Origin of the sequence: Paraburkholderia sp. (assembly GCF_004298475.1) — a bacterium.
Taxonomy (GTDB): Bacteria; Pseudomonadota; Gammaproteobacteria; order Burkholderiales; family Burkholderiaceae; genus Paraburkholderia; species Paraburkholderia denitrificans.
Map to the genome: position 1 here is coordinate 293,811 of NZ_SCRP01000010.1, position 17,221 is coordinate 311,031.

The following is a 17,221-nucleotide window of genomic DNA, read 5'->3' on the forward strand; positions in this document are numbered from 1 at the left end:
GCACCGGGAAATTATAGGGAAACGCCTTCTCAACGCAAGCCGCAAAAAAACCGGCGCGCAACAGCTTCGGCGGGCGCCAGACGGGCACAACCGCCACCACTGCCATTGCGCTCCACGCCACGGGGTTGGTTGCGCCCGCAACCGCGCGCGCCACATTGCATTGCATCACATCGCGCCACGGCGCCGTGCGCGCCGCTAGCTGCGTTTCGCCGAGCCGCCCGCCGTTGGAATCTGCGGCGGCGAGGCGTCCGAGCCAGCCGTGGGCGGCGGAGCGGGCCGCGGTTCGTGCGAGGCGTCGCTCGGCGACGATCTCGCGCCCCTTTTTTGCCGCTCGTGCGGCGGCCCGAGATCGTCGGCGTGCGGCGCGGCATCCTCGCCGCGCGAAGACATATGAACCTGCATCTGTGGCACCGGCATGTCAATGCCCGCTTCGTCCATGCGCCGTTTCAGGCGCGCATTGAATGCGCGCGCAACGCTCCACTGCTGCAACGGCCGCGTCTTGATCTGACCTTTGAACACCATCCAGTTCGGCTCGAAGCGGTCGAGCCCCCAGACTTCGATGGGCCCGAGAATTTCGCGCCGGTAGCGAAAATCCGCAGCCAGATCCGCGCCCGCTTCACGAATCAGCCGCGTGACCGTGTCGAGTTCCACTGAAAACGGGACGCGGACTTCGAACACCGCAAACGCAAAGTCGCGCGAGAGGTTCTTCACGATCTTGATCTGCGAGAACGGAATGGCGTGGATCGCGCCCTGCCCGTCGCGCAGGCGCACCGTGCGGATCGACAGATGCTCGACGGTGCCCGCGTGACCGTTGTCGAGATCGATCCAGTCGCCCACCGATATGGTTTCCTCAATGATGATGAAGAGGCCCGTAATGAGGTCGCTCACGAGCGACTGCGCGCCGAAGCCGATCGCGAGACCGATCACGCCCGCGCCCGCGAGCAGCGGCGTCACGTTGATGCCGAGATTGGCCGCCGTGACGATTCCGGCAATCGCGAGGATCGTCACGAGCAGCGCATTGCGCATGAGCGGCAGCATGGTGCGCGCACGCGTGCTGGGCGCGCGCCCCTTGCCGCGCGGGCCGCTCGGATTAAGCGCTTCGAGAAACGCGGTATCGAGGATGATCCAGACGAGCCACGCGAGAAACACTGTCACGCCGATCGCGAAGAAAGCATGCGCGATGCCGCGCGCGGCCACGCTCGCCTCGACGATGCGCGCGAGCGAAATGTCCCACAGGCGCGCGCACAACTCGAAATAGGCGAGCCAGATGAAGACCGTGGTCAGCGAGCCCGCAAAACGCAGGAGCCGCCGCAGATACGGCGAGCGCCGCCGCACGCGCGCGGGGTCCGGGCGCGTGATGCGCCGCACGATGGCAGAAAGGAAGAACGCGAGTACGAGCAACAGCGCGGTGACGACCGAGATCTGCAGCACGTTCTCGCTGCTGCCGATGCCGCCGATGGTCGCGATGATCGAAGCGGTCGCGAGCAGCAGCATCGGAACGTGCCAGAGCGACGCGAGCACGTCGAAGATTTCGGTGAGCGCCCTGTGGTCGTGGCGCAGTTCGTAGCCGCGATTGCGGATCAGGTGCGCGACGGGCCGCCTGAACCCGATGGCGAAGGTCGCGGTCAGCACGGCGGCGGTCATGTTCGCGGCCGTGGAGACCAGCGCGGCGAGGTTCATGCCGAGTTGATGCGCGACTTCGTAGTTGGTCGCCGCGTCGCCGAGCGCGCTGAGTACGCCGATGGCGAAAAGCGGCCGTCTGGCTTGCGCGATCAGCACCCGCACGGCAGCGCGCCGGTGCCCCGAGCCGAACAGCGAGAACATGATCAGGCAGATCGACGAGAACACGGCGCCCGCCACGATCACGTAAGCGATCACGAGCCCGATCGTGCGGCCGACGGCTTCCGGCAGCGCCCGCTCGACAACCAGCGCGCCAAAAAACGCGGCGATGAACGGACCGACCCGATGCAGCACGAAGACGGCCAGTTCGAGGGTGGTCGGATTGGGCTGCAAGCCCGTATCGACCGAGAAGCGCCGCAGCGTCCGGCGCAACAGCCAGGTGAGCGCCGCAGCGCCTGCGCCCCACCCTGCCAGCATCGCGAACATGTCGAGTACGAGGTGACCGGCGCTCTCATCGCCCTCGCCCGCCGCAAGCGCGACAAGCTCGCTGCCAGCCGCCGAAAAACGCCCGGCCCAGTAATGCAGCGGGCTGCTGCCGTGGCGAGCATCGGCTTCGACGGACGAAAGTCCCGAAGCAATCGCGCCGAGCAGCCCCGACGTCACCGCAGCGCCGGAAGCGGGCGCAGGCGCGACGTGGTGCGAGGCTTCGCGCAGCTTTTTGAGCTGCGCGACGAGCGCTTCGCGCTGACGCTCGTTGTCGAGCGTGGCGATCACGCTGTCGAGCGAGCGGGCGAATTCGGCCTCGCTGGCCGGGTTCGGCGCGGACGCAGCCTCGGGCGCCGAGGCGCCGGAAGCCGGCGTGGGCTGGCCCGTGATGATGCTCTTCAACGCGGGCAGCACAGGCACCGGCGCAATCGGCGTAATCGGCACGACCGACGCAGGCGGGCCGGATTTGGCGGCCGGCGCAGGCTGGGCCGCAGCGGGCGGCACGCACAACAAAGCAGCCGCCAGCCACGCAAGCGTCAACAGTGCGTGGCGCACGAGCCGCTGCGCGAGGCGCGCAGTGCGTCCGGCGTTCGCGGTGCGCAAGCCGGAGACGGAACCCGACGCGGGCGGTCTCGCATGCTGCTGCGGCGCGCCCGCATCGACCCGTCCGGAGCATGAATTCATGGCGAAAGGGGCGAAATCAGGACATTCCAGTTTAGCCGCACTCCGTCAGACTGCGCGCCAGGCGTGAGTAACAGAATGCAAGCGGAATGCAAGCGCGAATGTCGGCGAAGCAGTCATTGCGCACGGCAGACAAGTGTCAAACACGCTGAGGTAGACTGCCCGGGCGATCGATGTGTCCCAACCTATCCAACCGAGGAGTCATGCGATGGCAGTCAAGAAAATACTTTTCCTCACCGGCGACTTTGCCGAGGACTATGAAACGATGGTGCCGTTCCAGGCACTGCAGGCAATCGGTCACCGCGTCGATGCCGTGTGCCCCGGAAAGAAGGCGGGCGAGCGCATCAAGACCGCCATTCACGATTTCGAGGGCGACCAGACTTACACCGAAAAACCCGGCCACCAGTTCGCGCTCAACGCCACCTTCGACGAAATCGAACTGGCCAGCTACGACGCCCTCGCCATCGCGGGCGGCCGCGCGCCCGAGTACCTGCGGCTCGATCCGAAGGTACTCGACGTCGTGCGCCACTTCGCCCGCGCAAACAAGCCGATCGCGGCGATCTGCCATGCGGCGCAACTGCTCGCCGCCGCCGAGGTGATCCGCGGCAAGCGCATCTCCGCGTACCCGGCCTGCGCGCCCGAAGTGCAGCTGGCGGGCGGCGAGTATGCCGAGATTCCGATCGACGGCGCCGTCACCGACGCCCCCTTCGTCACCGCCCCGGCCTGGCCCGCGCATCCGGAATGGCTGCGGCAGTTTCTCGTGCTCCTCGGCACCCGCATCGAGCCGTAACGCGCACGGCGTCACAGCACGCTCGCCGATAACGGATTGCTCGGCGGCGGCTAGACGCTTTCCGGCGGTCCACCCGCCTGCCGCAGCGCGGCAGCGGGACCGGGCGGCGGCACGGCGCGTTCGTCGTCTGCCGGGTTCCCCGGCTCGCTGCCCGCCCCGGCGGCGCTCCACGTCGCCGCACCGTCTGCCGCAAGCTCCGCAGTCGCAGCAAGCTGCGCCGCCTCGCCGGGCGCGGGCGGCACGAACGCCAGCGCATCGGGTAGCGACAAATAGAATGTCGTGCCCTCCCCCTCCAGCGACTCCACCCAGACACGCCCGCCATGGCGCTCGACCACGCGCCGCACGAGCGCAAGCCCGATGCCCTCGCCGGGCACCGCGTTGCCGTGCATGCGCTGAAACGCCTGAAAAAGCCGCGGCAGCGCGACTTCGGGAATGCCGAGCCCGTTGTCGCGCACGTAGAAAATCTGCAGCGACTCGACGCCGGGCGGCGAAGGCGTCGTGCCAATCTCGATGCGCCCGTCGCGCGCCGGCTCCAGGTAGTTGAGCGCGTTGCCGACCAGATTCCCGAAGACCTGTTCGAGCGCAGTCGGATCGCCCCATACGTCCGGCAGCGTACGCACGCTCACCTGCGCGCCACGGGCGCGGATCGAGCCGTGCATCGCATCGACCACGCGCTGCACCAGTTCCTGCACGTTGACGCGCTGGCGCCGGTACTCGACGCGCCCCACGCGCGCGAGGCGCAGTAGCGCGTCGATGATGTGCGACGCGCGCAGCACGGCAGTCTGCAGATAATGCAGCGCCTCGCCGATCTCCTCGTTGATCAGGCGCTCGACGTGCTCGCGCGCCTGCGGCCCGAGCGACGAACGCGCAGCGAGGGCGCGCAGGTCGTCGCAGGCGTGGTTCAGTTCGCGCGAGAAACCCTGGAGGTTCACGAGCGGCGCGCGCAGGTCGTGCGACACGCTATGGATGAACATCTCGTTTTCCTGGGTCTGCTGGCGCAGGGTTTCGTTGATGTGCGCGAGCTGGTCCGCGCGGCGCGCAAGGTCCGCCTGAAAACCGAGGCGCATGCGCTCGGCCTCGATCAGACGCCGGCTGATCTGATGCAGCGTGAGATCGAGATGCGCGATTTCGTCGTTGCCGCCAGAGAGCGGCGCGAGCGGTTCATTGCCCGCGAGACGGCTCGCGTTGTCGGAGAGCGCGTTGAGCCGGCCGCGCACGCCCCGCGTGAAAAGCCACACCGAAAGCGCGACCAGCACGATCGAGCCCACCACCGCCGCCATCACGAGTGTCTGCTGCTGGGCGCGCGCGACCTCGGCCTCCGTCACGCGCATCACGTCGAGCCGCCGCTCCTCGGTCTGGAACGACGTCACCTGCGCGCGCACACGATCGAGCACGTCGGCGGCCGTAAGCTCGCGAAAGTACTCGGTCAGATCGCCGTGCCGCCGCGAATGCAGCAGATCCTGAATACGGTCCGACCATTGCCGGTAGTTCTGCACCGCCTGGCGGATCTGCACGGCGCGTTCGACCTGGCCGGGATTGTCGGAGACGAGTTCGGCGAGACGGTCGATGCGCCGGTCGACCTCCATCCACGTGGCAACCGGCGTCGTGAATGCGGTGTCGCCTGCCGCCACCGCCCCGCGCAGCCGCACCGATTCGATGAGGACCGGCTCGAGCACGCGCGCCGCCTGCGCGAGCACGTTCTGGCTGTGCTGGCTCCAGCGATCCGCGGCTTCCGCATCCGCCTCGGCCTTCACGATGCCCGATAGCAGCGTCAGCTCGAATACAGCGGGAATCGCGATCAGCAGGAATCCTTTTGTCGTGAGTCGCATGCCATGAGCCGGTTCGGAGCTTCCGGACGACGGGAAACTGGGTTCGTCCATTATGTCGGCGTTTGCGCCCTATGTGCGCCCTATGTGCGCCCCATGTGCGGTCCACGCGATCCACACATTCGACCGATTTCGCGCACGCATCGGTCGTCATCGCGCACACCGCGACGCGAATATTGCGATTTCCCGACAATCGGCCCATCGAGAAAGGGAAATGGAATAGATCGCCCCGATCTGGCGCATCGCCTCCCCATCTTCGATCGTCGGCACTGGAATTGTGCCGACGCGCCCCGTGCACGACAGCCGGCGCGCACCAGGCCGGAATCCGGCGCGGTGCATGCGCGCACCGCTGTAATGCCATGCACCACAGGCCCGGTTCACCGGATTCACCGCTTTGGCACGAACCTGGCCCGCATCTTGCTCAGAATGCGCTCTTTTTGGGCAACCGCAGGACGCAAGGATGGACAATCTCAAGAATGGCGCCGACACGCTCTTTCTGCTGCTCGGCGCTGCCATGGTGTTCGCGATGCACGCGGGTTTCGCGTTCCTCGAACTCGGCACCGTGCGCAAGAAGAACCAGGTCAATGCGCTCGTGAAGATCCTCGTCGATTTTTCGGTTTCGACGATCGCCTATTTCTTCATCGGCTACACGATCGCCTACGGCGTGCAGTTCTTCGCGCATGCGGACGTGCTGGCCGCGCACAACGGCTATGCCCTCGTGCGGTTCTTCTTCCTGCTCACCTTCGCGGCGGCGATTCCCGCAATCGTCTCGGGCGGCATCGCCGAACGCTCGAAGTTCAATCCGCAGCTTTTCGCGACTTTCGTGATCGTCGGATTCATTTATCCGTTCTTCGAGGGCATCGTCTGGAACGGACGGTTCGGCGTGCAAGACATGCTCACGCACCTGTTCGGCGAGCAGTTTCACGATTTCGCCGGATCGGTGGTCGTGCATGCGTTCGGCGGCTGGGTGGCCTTGCCGGCCGTGATCATGCTCGGCGCGCGCCACGGACGCTATACGCGTGACGGACGCATCGCCGCGCACCCGCCTTCGAACATCCCGTTTCTCGCGCTCGGCGCGTGGGTGCTCACGGTAGGCTGGTTCGGCTTCAACGTGATGAGCGCACAGAGCATCGACAAGATCAGCGGGCTCGTCGCCGTCAATTCGCTCATGGCGATGGTGGGCGGCACGCTCGCCGCGTGGATGGCGGGCCGCAACGATCCGGGCTTCACCTACAACGGGCCGCTCGCGGGGCTCGTGGCCGTCTGCGCCGGTTCGGACCTCATGCATCCGCTGGGGGCGCTCGCGACAGGCGCGGTTGCGGGCGTGCTGTTCGTCTATATGTTCACGTGCGTGCAGAACCGCTGGCGCATCGACGACGTGCTCGGCGTGTGGCCGCTGCACGGGCTGTGCGGCGCATGGGGCGGCATCGCGGCGGGCATCTTCGGCAAGCACTGGCTCGGCGGCATGGGCGGCGTGTCGTTCTGGGCGCAGGTGGCGGGAACGGTCGGCGGGATCGTCGTGGCGACGCTCGGCGGCACGATTGTGTATGGCGCGCTCAAGCTGACGGTCGGGCTGCGCATCGATCGCGAAGAAGAGTTCAGCGGCACCGATTTGTCCATCCACAAGATCACGGCGACGCCGGAGCGCGAGTCGGTTTTCTGATATAGCCGTCATCGGCATGCGGGCGAACCGCCGCGGCACTGCGCGGCGGTTCGCTGTTCTCGCTCTTCACCGAGCTTTTCACATCGTCTCCTCTTGCGGTGCGTCCATCACGCACCGGGCGGCGGTTCGCCCGCCGCCACCCTGATTCCGCCCCCGCTTTTCTGCACCACCGTTTTGATCGCGCTTTTATTGCATATTCGTTGCGTTTTTGTTGTGCGCGTATTGCGTGTTTATTACGCATCCATCGCTTCCGGGCGTGGTTTTCGAATATGACCAGAATCAACGGCAGTGCTTTTGATAATCCCCGCATCGCACGTGCAAAATGACGGCAATCAGGGCGGCATGGTCAGGAAATAAGGGCTACTGAGGTTGTCTTGGGCCACGACAGGGAATAAAAAAAAAGCGTCACGCGTTAGCGTGACGCACCTAAAAGTTCTAGCCATTCCGAGGGCCGTGCTAGAACCTGAGAGACGATATTCAGCGCCCGCCCGGCAATGCATTCGCTCAATGCGTTCACTCGATACACAGCTTAATCAATGCGAAATGCATACCTCGCGGCACATAAAAACCCCGCGTGTTGCGGGGCTTTACCGAAATAATGTTGCATTTTTTACTGATCGACTGACCAAGTCAAGCAGATTCGCGCCTGATTGCACGATCTATGAAGCGCGACGCGCTCGTTACAATTAGCTGACGAAATACCTGACAATATCGCTCACCTTTTATCGGTGTGCTCTGTCTCGACCGCAGGCCGGACCAGGCAGCGAGATTGCAAATCGAAATGCTGTTTCAAAAAACGCAGGCTCACCTTGAATGACTTCCAATATCGACCTGCAAGAACGCACCGAAACGATACGTAACAAAGACAGTTCAGCCGACGAAGTCACAGCGCTTGCGCGCTGCCTCGCCGTGATGCGCTGCATCACCGCCGCCGAAATCGGCGGCTCGGCACCCCCGGCATCCATCGGCGATCGAGCCTGACAAACCTCCCCTTACACCGCGGCTACAACGGGTGTAACCGCCGTAACGTCTTGAAAGATAGGCGACTGGACGCTGAAGGAGGCGCCGACTAGCATCATGTTTTTACAGCGCGGCCACCCCGGCCCGCACACCGCCTGCCCCCACTGCGGTTGCCCTTCGTCCGCCACGCGAGGCGCGCGCATCAAGTGCACTTCGAGCGCGCGTCATCGCCGTCGCGCCTGACATTAACCTTACGCGCACTTCGCGTAGCATCGGCACACCGCAACGGCGCACGCATGTGCGGCGCCGCACAAAACAACCGCTCAACCCGTCTGCTCCGTACCGACCGCCCGATGGATCACCAAGACAAGCACCCGGAACCGCCCCGTCGAGAAACGCCCGCCCCGTCAACTGCCGCCTCTCCCGCCCCCCGCAGCCGTCGCGGCAAGCTCATCGTGCTCGCCGCCGCACTCGTCGTCGCCGGAATCGTGCTGGTGCGCTGGCAGCCGTGGAACAAGGCGCCCTCCGGCGCGGGTGGCGCGGGCGCGGCCAGCAGCGCGCGCGCGCGCCACGGCGGACCGGGCGCGATGGCGAACATGGCGCAGCCCGTCAGCGTCGCGAGCGCCGCGAACGGCGATATGCCGATCGTCATCACGGCGCTCGGCACGGTGACGCCGCTCGCCGGCGTCACCGTGCGCACGCAGCTTTCCGGCACGCTGCAAGCCGTGAACTTCCAGGAAGGCCAGATGGTGAAACAGGGCGACGTGCTCGCCCAGATCGACCCGCGCCCGTACCAGATCTCGCTCGCGAACGCCCAAGGCCAGCTCGCGCGCGATCAGGCCCTGCTCGCCACCGCGCGCCTCGACCTGAAGCGCTATCAGACCCTGCTCGCGCAGGACTCGATCGCGAGCCAGCAGGTCGATACCCAGGCGTCGCTCGTGAAGCAGTACGAAGGCACCGTCAAGTCCGATCAGGCGAACATCGACACCTTCAAGCTCAATCTCACCTACGCACGCATCACCGCGCCGACGTCGGGCCGCGTCGGTCTGCGTCAGGTCGATGCGGGCAACTACGTGACGCCCGGCGATACGAACGGCATCGTCGTCCTCACGCAGTTGCAGCCGATCAGCGTGATCTTCACGACCTCGGAAGACAACCTGCCGGCCATCCTCAAGCAGCTTCACTCGGGCAAGAAGATGCCGGTCACCGCGTACGACCGCAGCAACACGACGCAGCTCGAAAACGGCTATCTGCAAACCCTCGACAACCAGATCGACACCACCACGGGCACGGTCAAGCTGCGCGCGAATTTCCAGAACCCGGACCAGATGCTGTTTCCGAACCAGTTCGTGAACGCACGCCTGCTCGTCGACACGATCCACAACGCGGTAATCGTGCCGACCTCGGCGGTGCTCAACGGCTCGCAGGGGCGCTACGTGTTCGTCGTGAAGCCCGATAACACCGTGACCGTGCGCATCGTGAAGGTCGGCCCGGTCGACGGCGAACGCACCAGCATCGCGTCGGGGCTCGCAGCGGGCGAGCGCGTCGTGACGGACGGCTCGGACCGCCTGCGCGAAGGCTCGAAGATCACGATCCCCGCCGAGCATCCGAAGCATGCCAGCGGCGCGAAGGGTGCGAGCGGAACACCCGGCGCGTCCGGAGCAGCCGGAGCAGCAACCGCTTCGGGCGCGCACCGCGGCCACCCCGCATCGCAGGCACAGGCGCAGTAAGCCAGCATGAATCCTTCCCGCGCCTTTATCCTGCGCCCGGTCGGCACCGCCCTCCTGATGGCGGCGATCATGCTGGTCGGCCTCGTCGCGCTGCGTTTTCTGCCGCTGTCCGCCCTGCCCGAAGTCGATTACCCGACGATCCAGGTGCAGACCTTCTACCCGGGCGCGAGCCCCGAAGTGATGACCTCGTCGGTGACCGCGCCGCTCGAGCGTCAATTCGGGCAGATGCCGTCGCTCAACCAGATGTCGTCGCAGAGTTCGGCGGGCTCGTCGGTGATCACGCTGCAGTTCAGCCTCGATCTGCCGCTCGACATCGCCGAGCAGGAAGTCCAGGCCGCCATCAATGCGGCCGGCAACCTGCTGCCCTCCGACCTGCCCGCGCCGCCGATCTACGCGAAAGTGAATCCCGCCGACGCGCCGATCCTCTCGCTCGCGATCACCTCGAAAACATTGCCGCTCACGGAGATCCAGGATCTCGCCGATACGCGCCTCGCGCAGAAGATCTCGCAGGTGGCGGGCGTGGGCCTCGTGAGCCTCTCGGGCGGCCAGCGCCCGGCCGTGCGCATCCAGGCGAATCCGCGCGCGCTCGCGGCCTACGGCCTGAATCTCGACGATCTGCGCACGTCCATCTCGAACCTGAACGTCAACACGCCGAAGGGCAACTTCGACGGCCCGACGCGCGCCTACACGATCAACGCGAACGACCAGCTCACCGACGCCAACGCCTACCAGAACGCCGTCATCGCCTACCGCAACGGCCGCCCCGTCATGCTCACGGACGTCGCGAAGATCGTGCCGGGCGCGGAAAACACGAAGCTCGGCGCCTGGGTGAACAGCACGCCCGCGATCATCCTGAACGTGCAGCGCCAGCCGGGCGCGAACGTGATCCAGGTCGTGGACAACATCAAGGCGATCCTGCCGCAATTGCAGGAATCGCTGCCCGCATCGCTCGACGTGCAGATCGTCACCGACCGCACGACGACCATTCGCGCTTCCGTGCGCGACGTCCAGTTCGAGCTGCTGATGTCCGTCGTGCTGGTCGTGCTCGTGATGTACCTGTTCCTCGCGAACATGTACGCCACCGTGATTCCGAGCCTTTCGGTGCCGCTCTCGCTGATCGGCACGCTCGCCGTGATGTATCTGTTCGGCTTCTCGCTCGATAACCTGTCGCTCATGGCGCTCACCATCGCGACCGGCTTCGTCGTCGACGACGCGATCGTCATGATCGAGAACATCGCGCGCTACGTGGAGGAAGGCGACAGTCCGCTCGAAGCGGCGCTGAAGGGTTCGAAGCAGATCGGCTTCACGATCATCTCGCTCACGGTTTCGCTGATCGCGGTGCTGATTCCGCTGCTCTTCATGGGCGACGTGGTGGGCCGCCTGTTCCACGAATTCGCGATCACGCTCGCGGTGACCATCGTGATTTCGGCCATCGTATCGCTCACGCTCGTGCCGATGATGTGCGCGAAGATGCTGCGCCACACGCCGCCTGGCGAAACCCGCCGTTTCGAGGCGGGCGTGCACCGCTTCTTCGATTACGTGATCGGCCGCTACGGCGTCGCGCTTCAATGGGTGCTGAACCACCAGCGCATGACGCTCGTGGTCGCCGTGTTCACGCTCGTGCTCACGGCGCTGCTCTACGTCGTCGTGCCGAAGGGCTTTTTCCCCGTGCAGGACACCGGCGTGATCCAGGCGATCACGCAGGCGCCGCAGTCGGTCTCGTACGCCTCGATGGCCGGGCGCCAGCAGGCGCTCGCCGCCGAGATCCTCAAGGACGACAACGTGGAGAGCCTCACCTCGTTCATCGGCGTGGACGGCACGAACATCACGCTCAACGGCGGGCGCATGCTGATCAACCTGAAGCCGCGCGACGACCGCAGCGAGACGGCCAGCGAAATCATCCGCACGCTGCAGGCGCGCGTGGCGCACATTCCGGGCGCGACGCTCTACATGCAGCCGGTGCAGGACCTGACGATCGACTCGACGGTGAGCCCGACGCAGTATCAGTTCATGCTCACCACGCCGAATATCGGCGACTTCACGACGTGGGTGCCGAAGCTCGTGCGCCGCCTCCAGCAGGCGCCCGAACTCGCCGACGTCGCGACCGACCTGCAGGACCAGGGCCAGTCGGTGTTCATCGAGATCGACCGGGCGAGCGCGGCGCGCTGCGGCATCACGCCCGCCACCGTCGATAACGCGCTCTACGACGCCTTCGGCCAGCGCATCATTTCGACGATCTTCACGCAGTCGAACCAGTACCGCGTGATTCTCGAAGCCGATCCGCAATTGCAGCACTACACCGACGCGCTCAACGCGATCTATCTGCCGTCCTCGACCTCGACCACGGGCCAGGTGCCGCTCTCGGCCATCGCGAAGTTCCACGAGCGTTCCGCGCCGCTGCTCGTCACGCACCTGTCGCAGTTCCCGGCCACGACGATCTCGTTCAACCTCGCGCCCGGCGCATCGCTCGGCGCCGCCGTGAAGGCGATCCAGCAGGCCGAGCAGGACATCGGCCTGCCCGCGTCGTTCCAGACGCGCTTCCAGGGCGCGGCGCTCGCCTTCCAGGCGTCGCTGTCGAACGAACTGTTCCTGATTCTCGCGGCCATCGTGACGATGTACATCGTGCTCGGCGTGCTCTACGAGAGCTTCATCCATCCGATCACGATTCTCTCGACGCTGCCCTCGGCCGGCATCGGCGCGCTGCTCGCGCTGATTCTCACGGGCCATGATCTCGACATCATCGGGATCATCGGCATCGTGCTGCTGATCGGCATCGTGAAGAAGAACGCGATCATGATGATCGACTTCGCGCTCGAAGCCGAACGCCAGGAAGGCAAGCCGCCGCGCGAGGCGATCTATCAGGCGTGTCTGTTGCGCTTTCGCCCGATCATGATGACGACGATGGCGGCGCTTCTCGGCGCGCTGCCGCTCATCATCGGCAGCGGCGCGGGCTCGGAGCTGCGCCGGCCGCTCGGCATCGCGATTGCGGGCGGCCTGATCGTGAGCCAGGCGCTCACGCTCTTCACGACGCCCGTGATCTACCTCGCGTTCGACTCGATCGCGCGGCGCCTGCGGAACCGCTTCGGTGGCTCGCCGGGATCGCACGGGTCGCCAGCAGCGCCGCCCTCCTCGCCGTCCTCGCCCGCGGAGCAATGACGCGATGAACCTGTCCCGCCCGTTCATCGCCCGCCCCGTCGCGACGACGCTGCTCGCGCTCGGCATCGCGCTCGCCGGCATCTTCGCGTTCACGAAGCTGCCTGTCGCGCCGTTGCCGCAGGTGGACTTCCCGACCATCTCCGTGCAGGCCGCGCTGCCCGGCGCGAGCCCCGAGACCGTGGCGACGAGCGTGGCGAGCCCGCTCGAGCGCCACCTCGGCAGCATCGCCGACGTCAGCGAAATGACCTCGCAGAGCTCGGTCGGCAACACCCGCATCACGTTGCAGTTCGGCCTGAACCGCGACATCGACGGCGCCGCGCGCGACGTGCAGGCCGCCATCAACGCGGCGCGCGCGGATCTGCCCACGAGCCTGCGGCAGAACCCGACCTACCACAAGGTCAATCCCGCCGACGCGCCGATCCTGATCCTCGCGCTCACCTCGCCCACGCTCTCGGCGGGCCAGCTCTACGATTCGGCGGCGACGGTGCTGCAGCAGTCGCTCTCGCAGGTGGACGGCGTGGGCGAAGTCGACGTGAGCGGCTCGGCGAATCCGGCCGTGCGCGTCGAACTGGAGCCGCACGCGCTGTTTCACTACGGCATCGGCCTCGAAGACGTGCGCGCGGCGCTCGCGTCGGCCAACGCGAACAGCCCGAAGGGCGCCATCGAATTCGGCCCGCAGCGCTTCCAGCTCTACACCAACGACCAGGCGAGCAAGGCGGACCAGTACAAGGATCTCGTGATCGCCTACCGCAACGGCGCGGGCGTCAAGCTCGCGGACGTGGGCGAAGTGGTCGACTCCGTGGAAGACCTGCGCAACATCGGCCTTGCCAACGGCAAGCGCTCCGTGCTCGTGATCCTGTACCGCCAGCCCGGCGCGAACATCATCGAGACGGTGGACCGCGTGATCGCGCTCTTGCCGCGGCTGAAGGCGTCGCTGCCCGCCGATGTCGACGTGACGCCCGCCGCGGACCGTTCGGTGACGATCCGCGCCTCGCTCAAGGACACGGAGCGCACGCTGATGATCGCCGTGGCGCTCGTCGTCATGGTCGTGTTCCTGTTCCTGCGCAACTGGCGCGCGACGCTCATTCCGAGCGTGGCCGTGCCGATCTCGATCATCGGCACCTTCGCGGCGATGTACCTCATGGGGTTCTCGCTCGACAACCTCTCGCTGATGGCGCTCACCATCGCAACCGGCTTCGTCGTCGACGACGCGATCGTTGTGCTTGAGAACATCTCGCGCCACATCGAAAAAGGCGTGCCGCGCATGCAGGCCGCCCTGCTCGGCGCGCGCGAAGTGGGCTTCACGGTGCTGTCGATCAGCGTTTCGCTCGTCGCCGTGTTCCTGCCCATTCTGCTCATGGGCGGCATTGTCGGGCGGCTCTTTCGCGAATTCGCGCTCACGCTGTCGCTCGCCATCGCCGTCTCGCTCGCGGTCTCGCTCACGCTCACGCCCATGATGTGCTCGCGCCTGCTCGAACAGCCGCACGAAAGGCAGGCCGAAGGACGCTTCGCACAGTGGCTCGACCGCGGCTTCATGCGCCTGCAGCGCGGCTACGAGCGCACGCTCGGCTGGGCGCTCGCGCATCCGGTCCTGATCCTGCTCACGCTGATCGCGACCATTGCGCTGAACGTCGCGCTCTACGTGATCGTGCCGAAGGGTTTTTTCCCGCAACAGGACACGGGGCGGCTGATTGGCGGCATCCAGGCCGATCAGTCCACGTCGTTCCAGGCGATGAAAGTGAAGTTCACGGAAATGATGCGGATCGTCCAGGCCAATCCGGCAGTCGATTCGGTGGCGGGATTTTCCGGTGGACGCGCCACCAACTTCGGCTTCATGTTCGTCTCGCTGAAGCCGAAAAGCGAGCGCACGCTCTCGGCCGATCAGGTGATCGCGCAACTACGCGGCCCGCTCTCGCACGTGGCCGGCGCGCGCACGTTCTTGCAGGCGGTGCAGGACATCCGCGTCGGTGGCCGCGCATCGAACGCGCAATACCAGTTCACGCTGCTCTCCGACAATACGGCGGACCTCTACAAGTGGGGGCCGAAGCTCACGGAGGCACTGCAGGCGCGCCCCGAACTCGCCGACGTCAACTCCGACCAGCAGCAAGGCGGCCTCGAATCGCAGATCAACATCGACCGCGCGAGCGCCGCACGCCTGAAGATCACGCCCTCGCAGATCGACAACACGCTCTACGACGCGTTCGGCCAGCGCCAGGTCTCGACCATCTACAACCCGCTCAACCAGTACCACGTCGTGATGGAAGTCGCGCCGAAGTACTGGCAGAGCCCGGACATGCTCAACGACATCTGGATCAGCACGGCCGGGGGCTCGGCGAGCGGCGCGCAGAGCACCAACGCGACGGCGGGCACGGTAAGCGGCCCGGTCACGAGCGCGCGCTCGGGCGGCACGGCGGCAAGTACAGTAACAAACGCGACAGCGAGCGCGGCCAGCATCGCCGCCGATTCCGCGCGCAATCTCGCGATCAATTCGATCGCGGCGAGCGGCAAGTCGAGTGCGTCGTCGGGCTCAGCCGTCTCGACGGCGAAGGAGACGATGGTTCCGCTTTCGGCGATTGCCTCGTTCGGGCCGGGCACGACGCCGCTCTCCGTGAATCACCAGAGCCAGTTCGTCTCCTCCACGATCTCGTTCAACCTGCCGCCCGGCAAATCCCTCTCGGACGCAACCAAGGTCGTCTACGACACGATGGCCCGGATCGGCGTGCCGCCGACCATCCACGGCAGCTTCCAGGGCACGGCGCAGGCGTTCCAGCAGTCGCTCGATAACCAGCCGCTGCTGATTCTCGCCGCGCTCGCCGCCGTGTATATCGTGCTCGGCATTCTCTACGAGAGCTATATCCATCCGCTCACGATCCTCTCGACGCTGCCCTCGGCGGGCGTGGGCGCCCTGCTCGCGCTGCTGCTCTTCAATACCGAGTTCAGCATCATCGCGCTGATCGGCGTGATTTTGCTGATCGGCATCGTCAAGAAAAACGCGATCATGATGGTCGACTTCGCCATCGCGGCGTCGCGCGAGGGCCTCAACTCGCGCGACGCGATCTATCAGGCCTGCTCGCTGCGGTTTCGCCCGATCATGATGACGACCTGCGCGGCGCTGCTCGGCGCGCTGCCGCTCGCGTTCGGGCGCGGCGAAGGCGCGGAGCTGCGCGCGCCGCTCGGCATCTCGATCGTCGGCGGGCTGATCGTGAGCCAGATGCTCACGCTCTATACGACGCCGGTCGTCTATCTGTATATGGACCGGCTGCGGGTCTGGTGGGATCAGAAGCGCGGACGGCCCGCGCCCGCAGTGGCGAAGTAAGCGTGTGCGTTAGTCTGCTTCATATGGCAAGGGCGGCCCGTCGGCCGCCCTTCTTCATTCAGAGGCTTCAGCGACTTCAGAGGCTTCAAAGACGCTGGGCCATGGCGAGCGTAAAGATGCGCGCCCAACGTTTTGCCGCGCGATGAACGCAGCCAGCGCAACGGCCGCAAGATTAGCCGCGAGACTTACTGCTGGGAATGTTGCGCACTCCACTCCTTCAAGGCGCGCAGGGTGTTCGCCACATGCTGGTCGGGCGCGAGGCTCGTGTATTCATAGATGATCTTGCCGTCCGGCGCGATCACATAGGACACGCGGTTGGCCATGGCTGCATACATCGGCATCGAGGCGTCGTACGACTTGATGATCTTCGAGTCTTCGTCGGCGGCCACCGGGAACTTGCTGCGGCACTCGCTCACCGAGAACCTCGTCAGCGTCCCAATGTCGTCGTGCGACACGCCGATCACCGTCGCGCCGTACTTCTTGTATTCGTCGACGGCTTCTGCGAATTCGTGTGCTTCGATCGTGCAACCCTTTGTAAAGGCCGCCGGATAGAAGTACAGCACCACCGGTCCTTTTTTCAATTCCGATGCGAGCGAATACGTGTAAGTCTTACCGCCCAATGAAGCCTGGGCCGTAAAGTCCGGTGCCGGGTCGCCAGGCTTCAGCGTGGCCTCGGCGCTGAGCGCATACAACCCGACTCCTGCGCTCATGAGCACTGCTGCACCTAACGCGATGAATCTGGGTTTCATGTCGGTCATCCTTTCCATGTGTCGTCAACTTCGCGCATGGCGCGTGCCTGCGCAGCCGACGATGGCGTCATTGGATCACACAATGATCGAACTCGCAGAAGGGCGCCACGCCGTCGCGCCACGCTCCGGCGTCACCCGCATCGATGCAAATGTCGGCGACCCAATGCCGCAGCCAGGTGCGACCTGAGTTTCACCCGAGTCTCGCCTGAGCGCCGCCTGCGTCCGCACGCCGCAACCGTGCTCA

10 protein-coding genes are annotated in these 17,221 nt (G+C 65.7%); 7 read left to right on the plus strand and 3 right to left on the minus strand.

The genetic code is table 11. The features are described 5' to 3' along the window. Positions 1 to 195 precede the first annotated feature (195 nt). Positions 196 to 2,790: a mechanosensitive ion channel family protein gene (locus EPN59_RS06735; RefSeq protein ID WP_293036297.1), complete on the minus strand. Its 2,595-nt coding sequence runs from the start codon at positions 2,788 to 2,790 to the stop codon at positions 196 to 198. A 205-nt stretch (positions 2,791 to 2,995) separates the two neighbouring features. Here EPN59_RS06735 and EPN59_RS06740 point away from each other — a divergent pair, with 205 nt between their 5' ends. Beyond that, positions 2,996 to 3,577 (plus strand): DJ-1/PfpI family protein, encoded by a 582-nt coding sequence (locus tag EPN59_RS06740; protein ID WP_293036300.1) that lies wholly within the window; start codon positions 2,996 to 2,998, stop codon positions 3,575 to 3,577. A gap of 50 nt (positions 3,578 to 3,627) precedes the next feature. On the opposite strand, the gene EPN59_RS06745 is transcribed toward EPN59_RS06740, so the two are convergent. Continuing rightward, positions 3,628 to 5,406, minus strand: a complete 1,779-nt coding sequence (locus EPN59_RS06745; RefSeq protein WP_293036302.1) for a sensor histidine kinase — start codon at positions 5,404 to 5,406, stop codon at positions 3,628 to 3,630. Between the two features lie 457 nt (positions 5,407 to 5,863). Here EPN59_RS06745 and EPN59_RS06750 point away from each other — a divergent pair, with 457 nt between their 5' ends. The 5 genes from EPN59_RS06750 (at position 5,864) to EPN59_RS06770 (ending at position 16,228) form a co-directional block, all read left to right on the plus strand. Continuing rightward, the gene (locus EPN59_RS06750; protein WP_293036305.1) at positions 5,864 to 7,066 is read left to right on the plus strand and encodes an ammonium transporter; all 1,203 of its coding nucleotides are present in this window, start codon (positions 5,864 to 5,866) and stop codon (positions 7,064 to 7,066) included. 813 nt (positions 7,067 to 7,879) lie between these two features. Beyond that, entirely contained in the window at positions 7,880 to 8,047 is a 168-nt protein-coding gene (locus tag EPN59_RS06755; protein ID WP_293036308.1) for a hypothetical protein, read from the plus strand. 332 nt (positions 8,048 to 8,379) lie between these two features. Then, positions 8,380 to 9,756 (plus strand): MdtA/MuxA family multidrug efflux RND transporter periplasmic adaptor subunit, encoded by a 1,377-nt coding sequence (locus tag EPN59_RS06760; RefSeq protein ID WP_293036311.1) that lies wholly within the window; start codon positions 8,380 to 8,382, stop codon positions 9,754 to 9,756. Positions 9,757 to 9,762: 6 nt separating this feature from the next. Beyond that, a complete protein-coding gene (locus EPN59_RS06765) occupies positions 9,763 to 12,912 on the plus strand; it encodes an MdtB/MuxB family multidrug efflux RND transporter permease subunit (RefSeq protein WP_293036313.1) in 3,150 nt (1,049 codons plus the stop codon). 4 nt (positions 12,913 to 12,916) lie between these two features. Next, positions 12,917 to 16,228, plus strand: coding sequence for an efflux RND transporter permease subunit (locus EPN59_RS06770; RefSeq protein ID WP_293045743.1), 3,312 nt, complete (start codon positions 12,917 to 12,919; stop codon positions 16,226 to 16,228). A 185-nt stretch (positions 16,229 to 16,413) separates the two neighbouring features. Here the strand turns inward: EPN59_RS06770 and EPN59_RS06775 are convergent, their stop codons facing one another. Next, complete coding sequence (locus EPN59_RS06775) at positions 16,414 to 16,977, minus strand: peroxiredoxin (RefSeq protein WP_293036482.1); 564 nt, start codon at positions 16,975 to 16,977, stop codon at positions 16,414 to 16,416. On the opposite strand from EPN59_RS06775, the gene EPN59_RS06780 reads away from it, so the two are divergent. After that, complete coding sequence (locus EPN59_RS06780) at positions 16,961 to 17,164, plus strand: hypothetical protein (RefSeq protein WP_293036490.1); 204 nt, start codon at positions 16,961 to 16,963, stop codon at positions 17,162 to 17,164. The two genes, EPN59_RS06775 and EPN59_RS06780, sit on opposite strands and share 17 nt — an antisense overlap. Positions 17,165 to 17,221 lie beyond the last annotated feature (57 nt).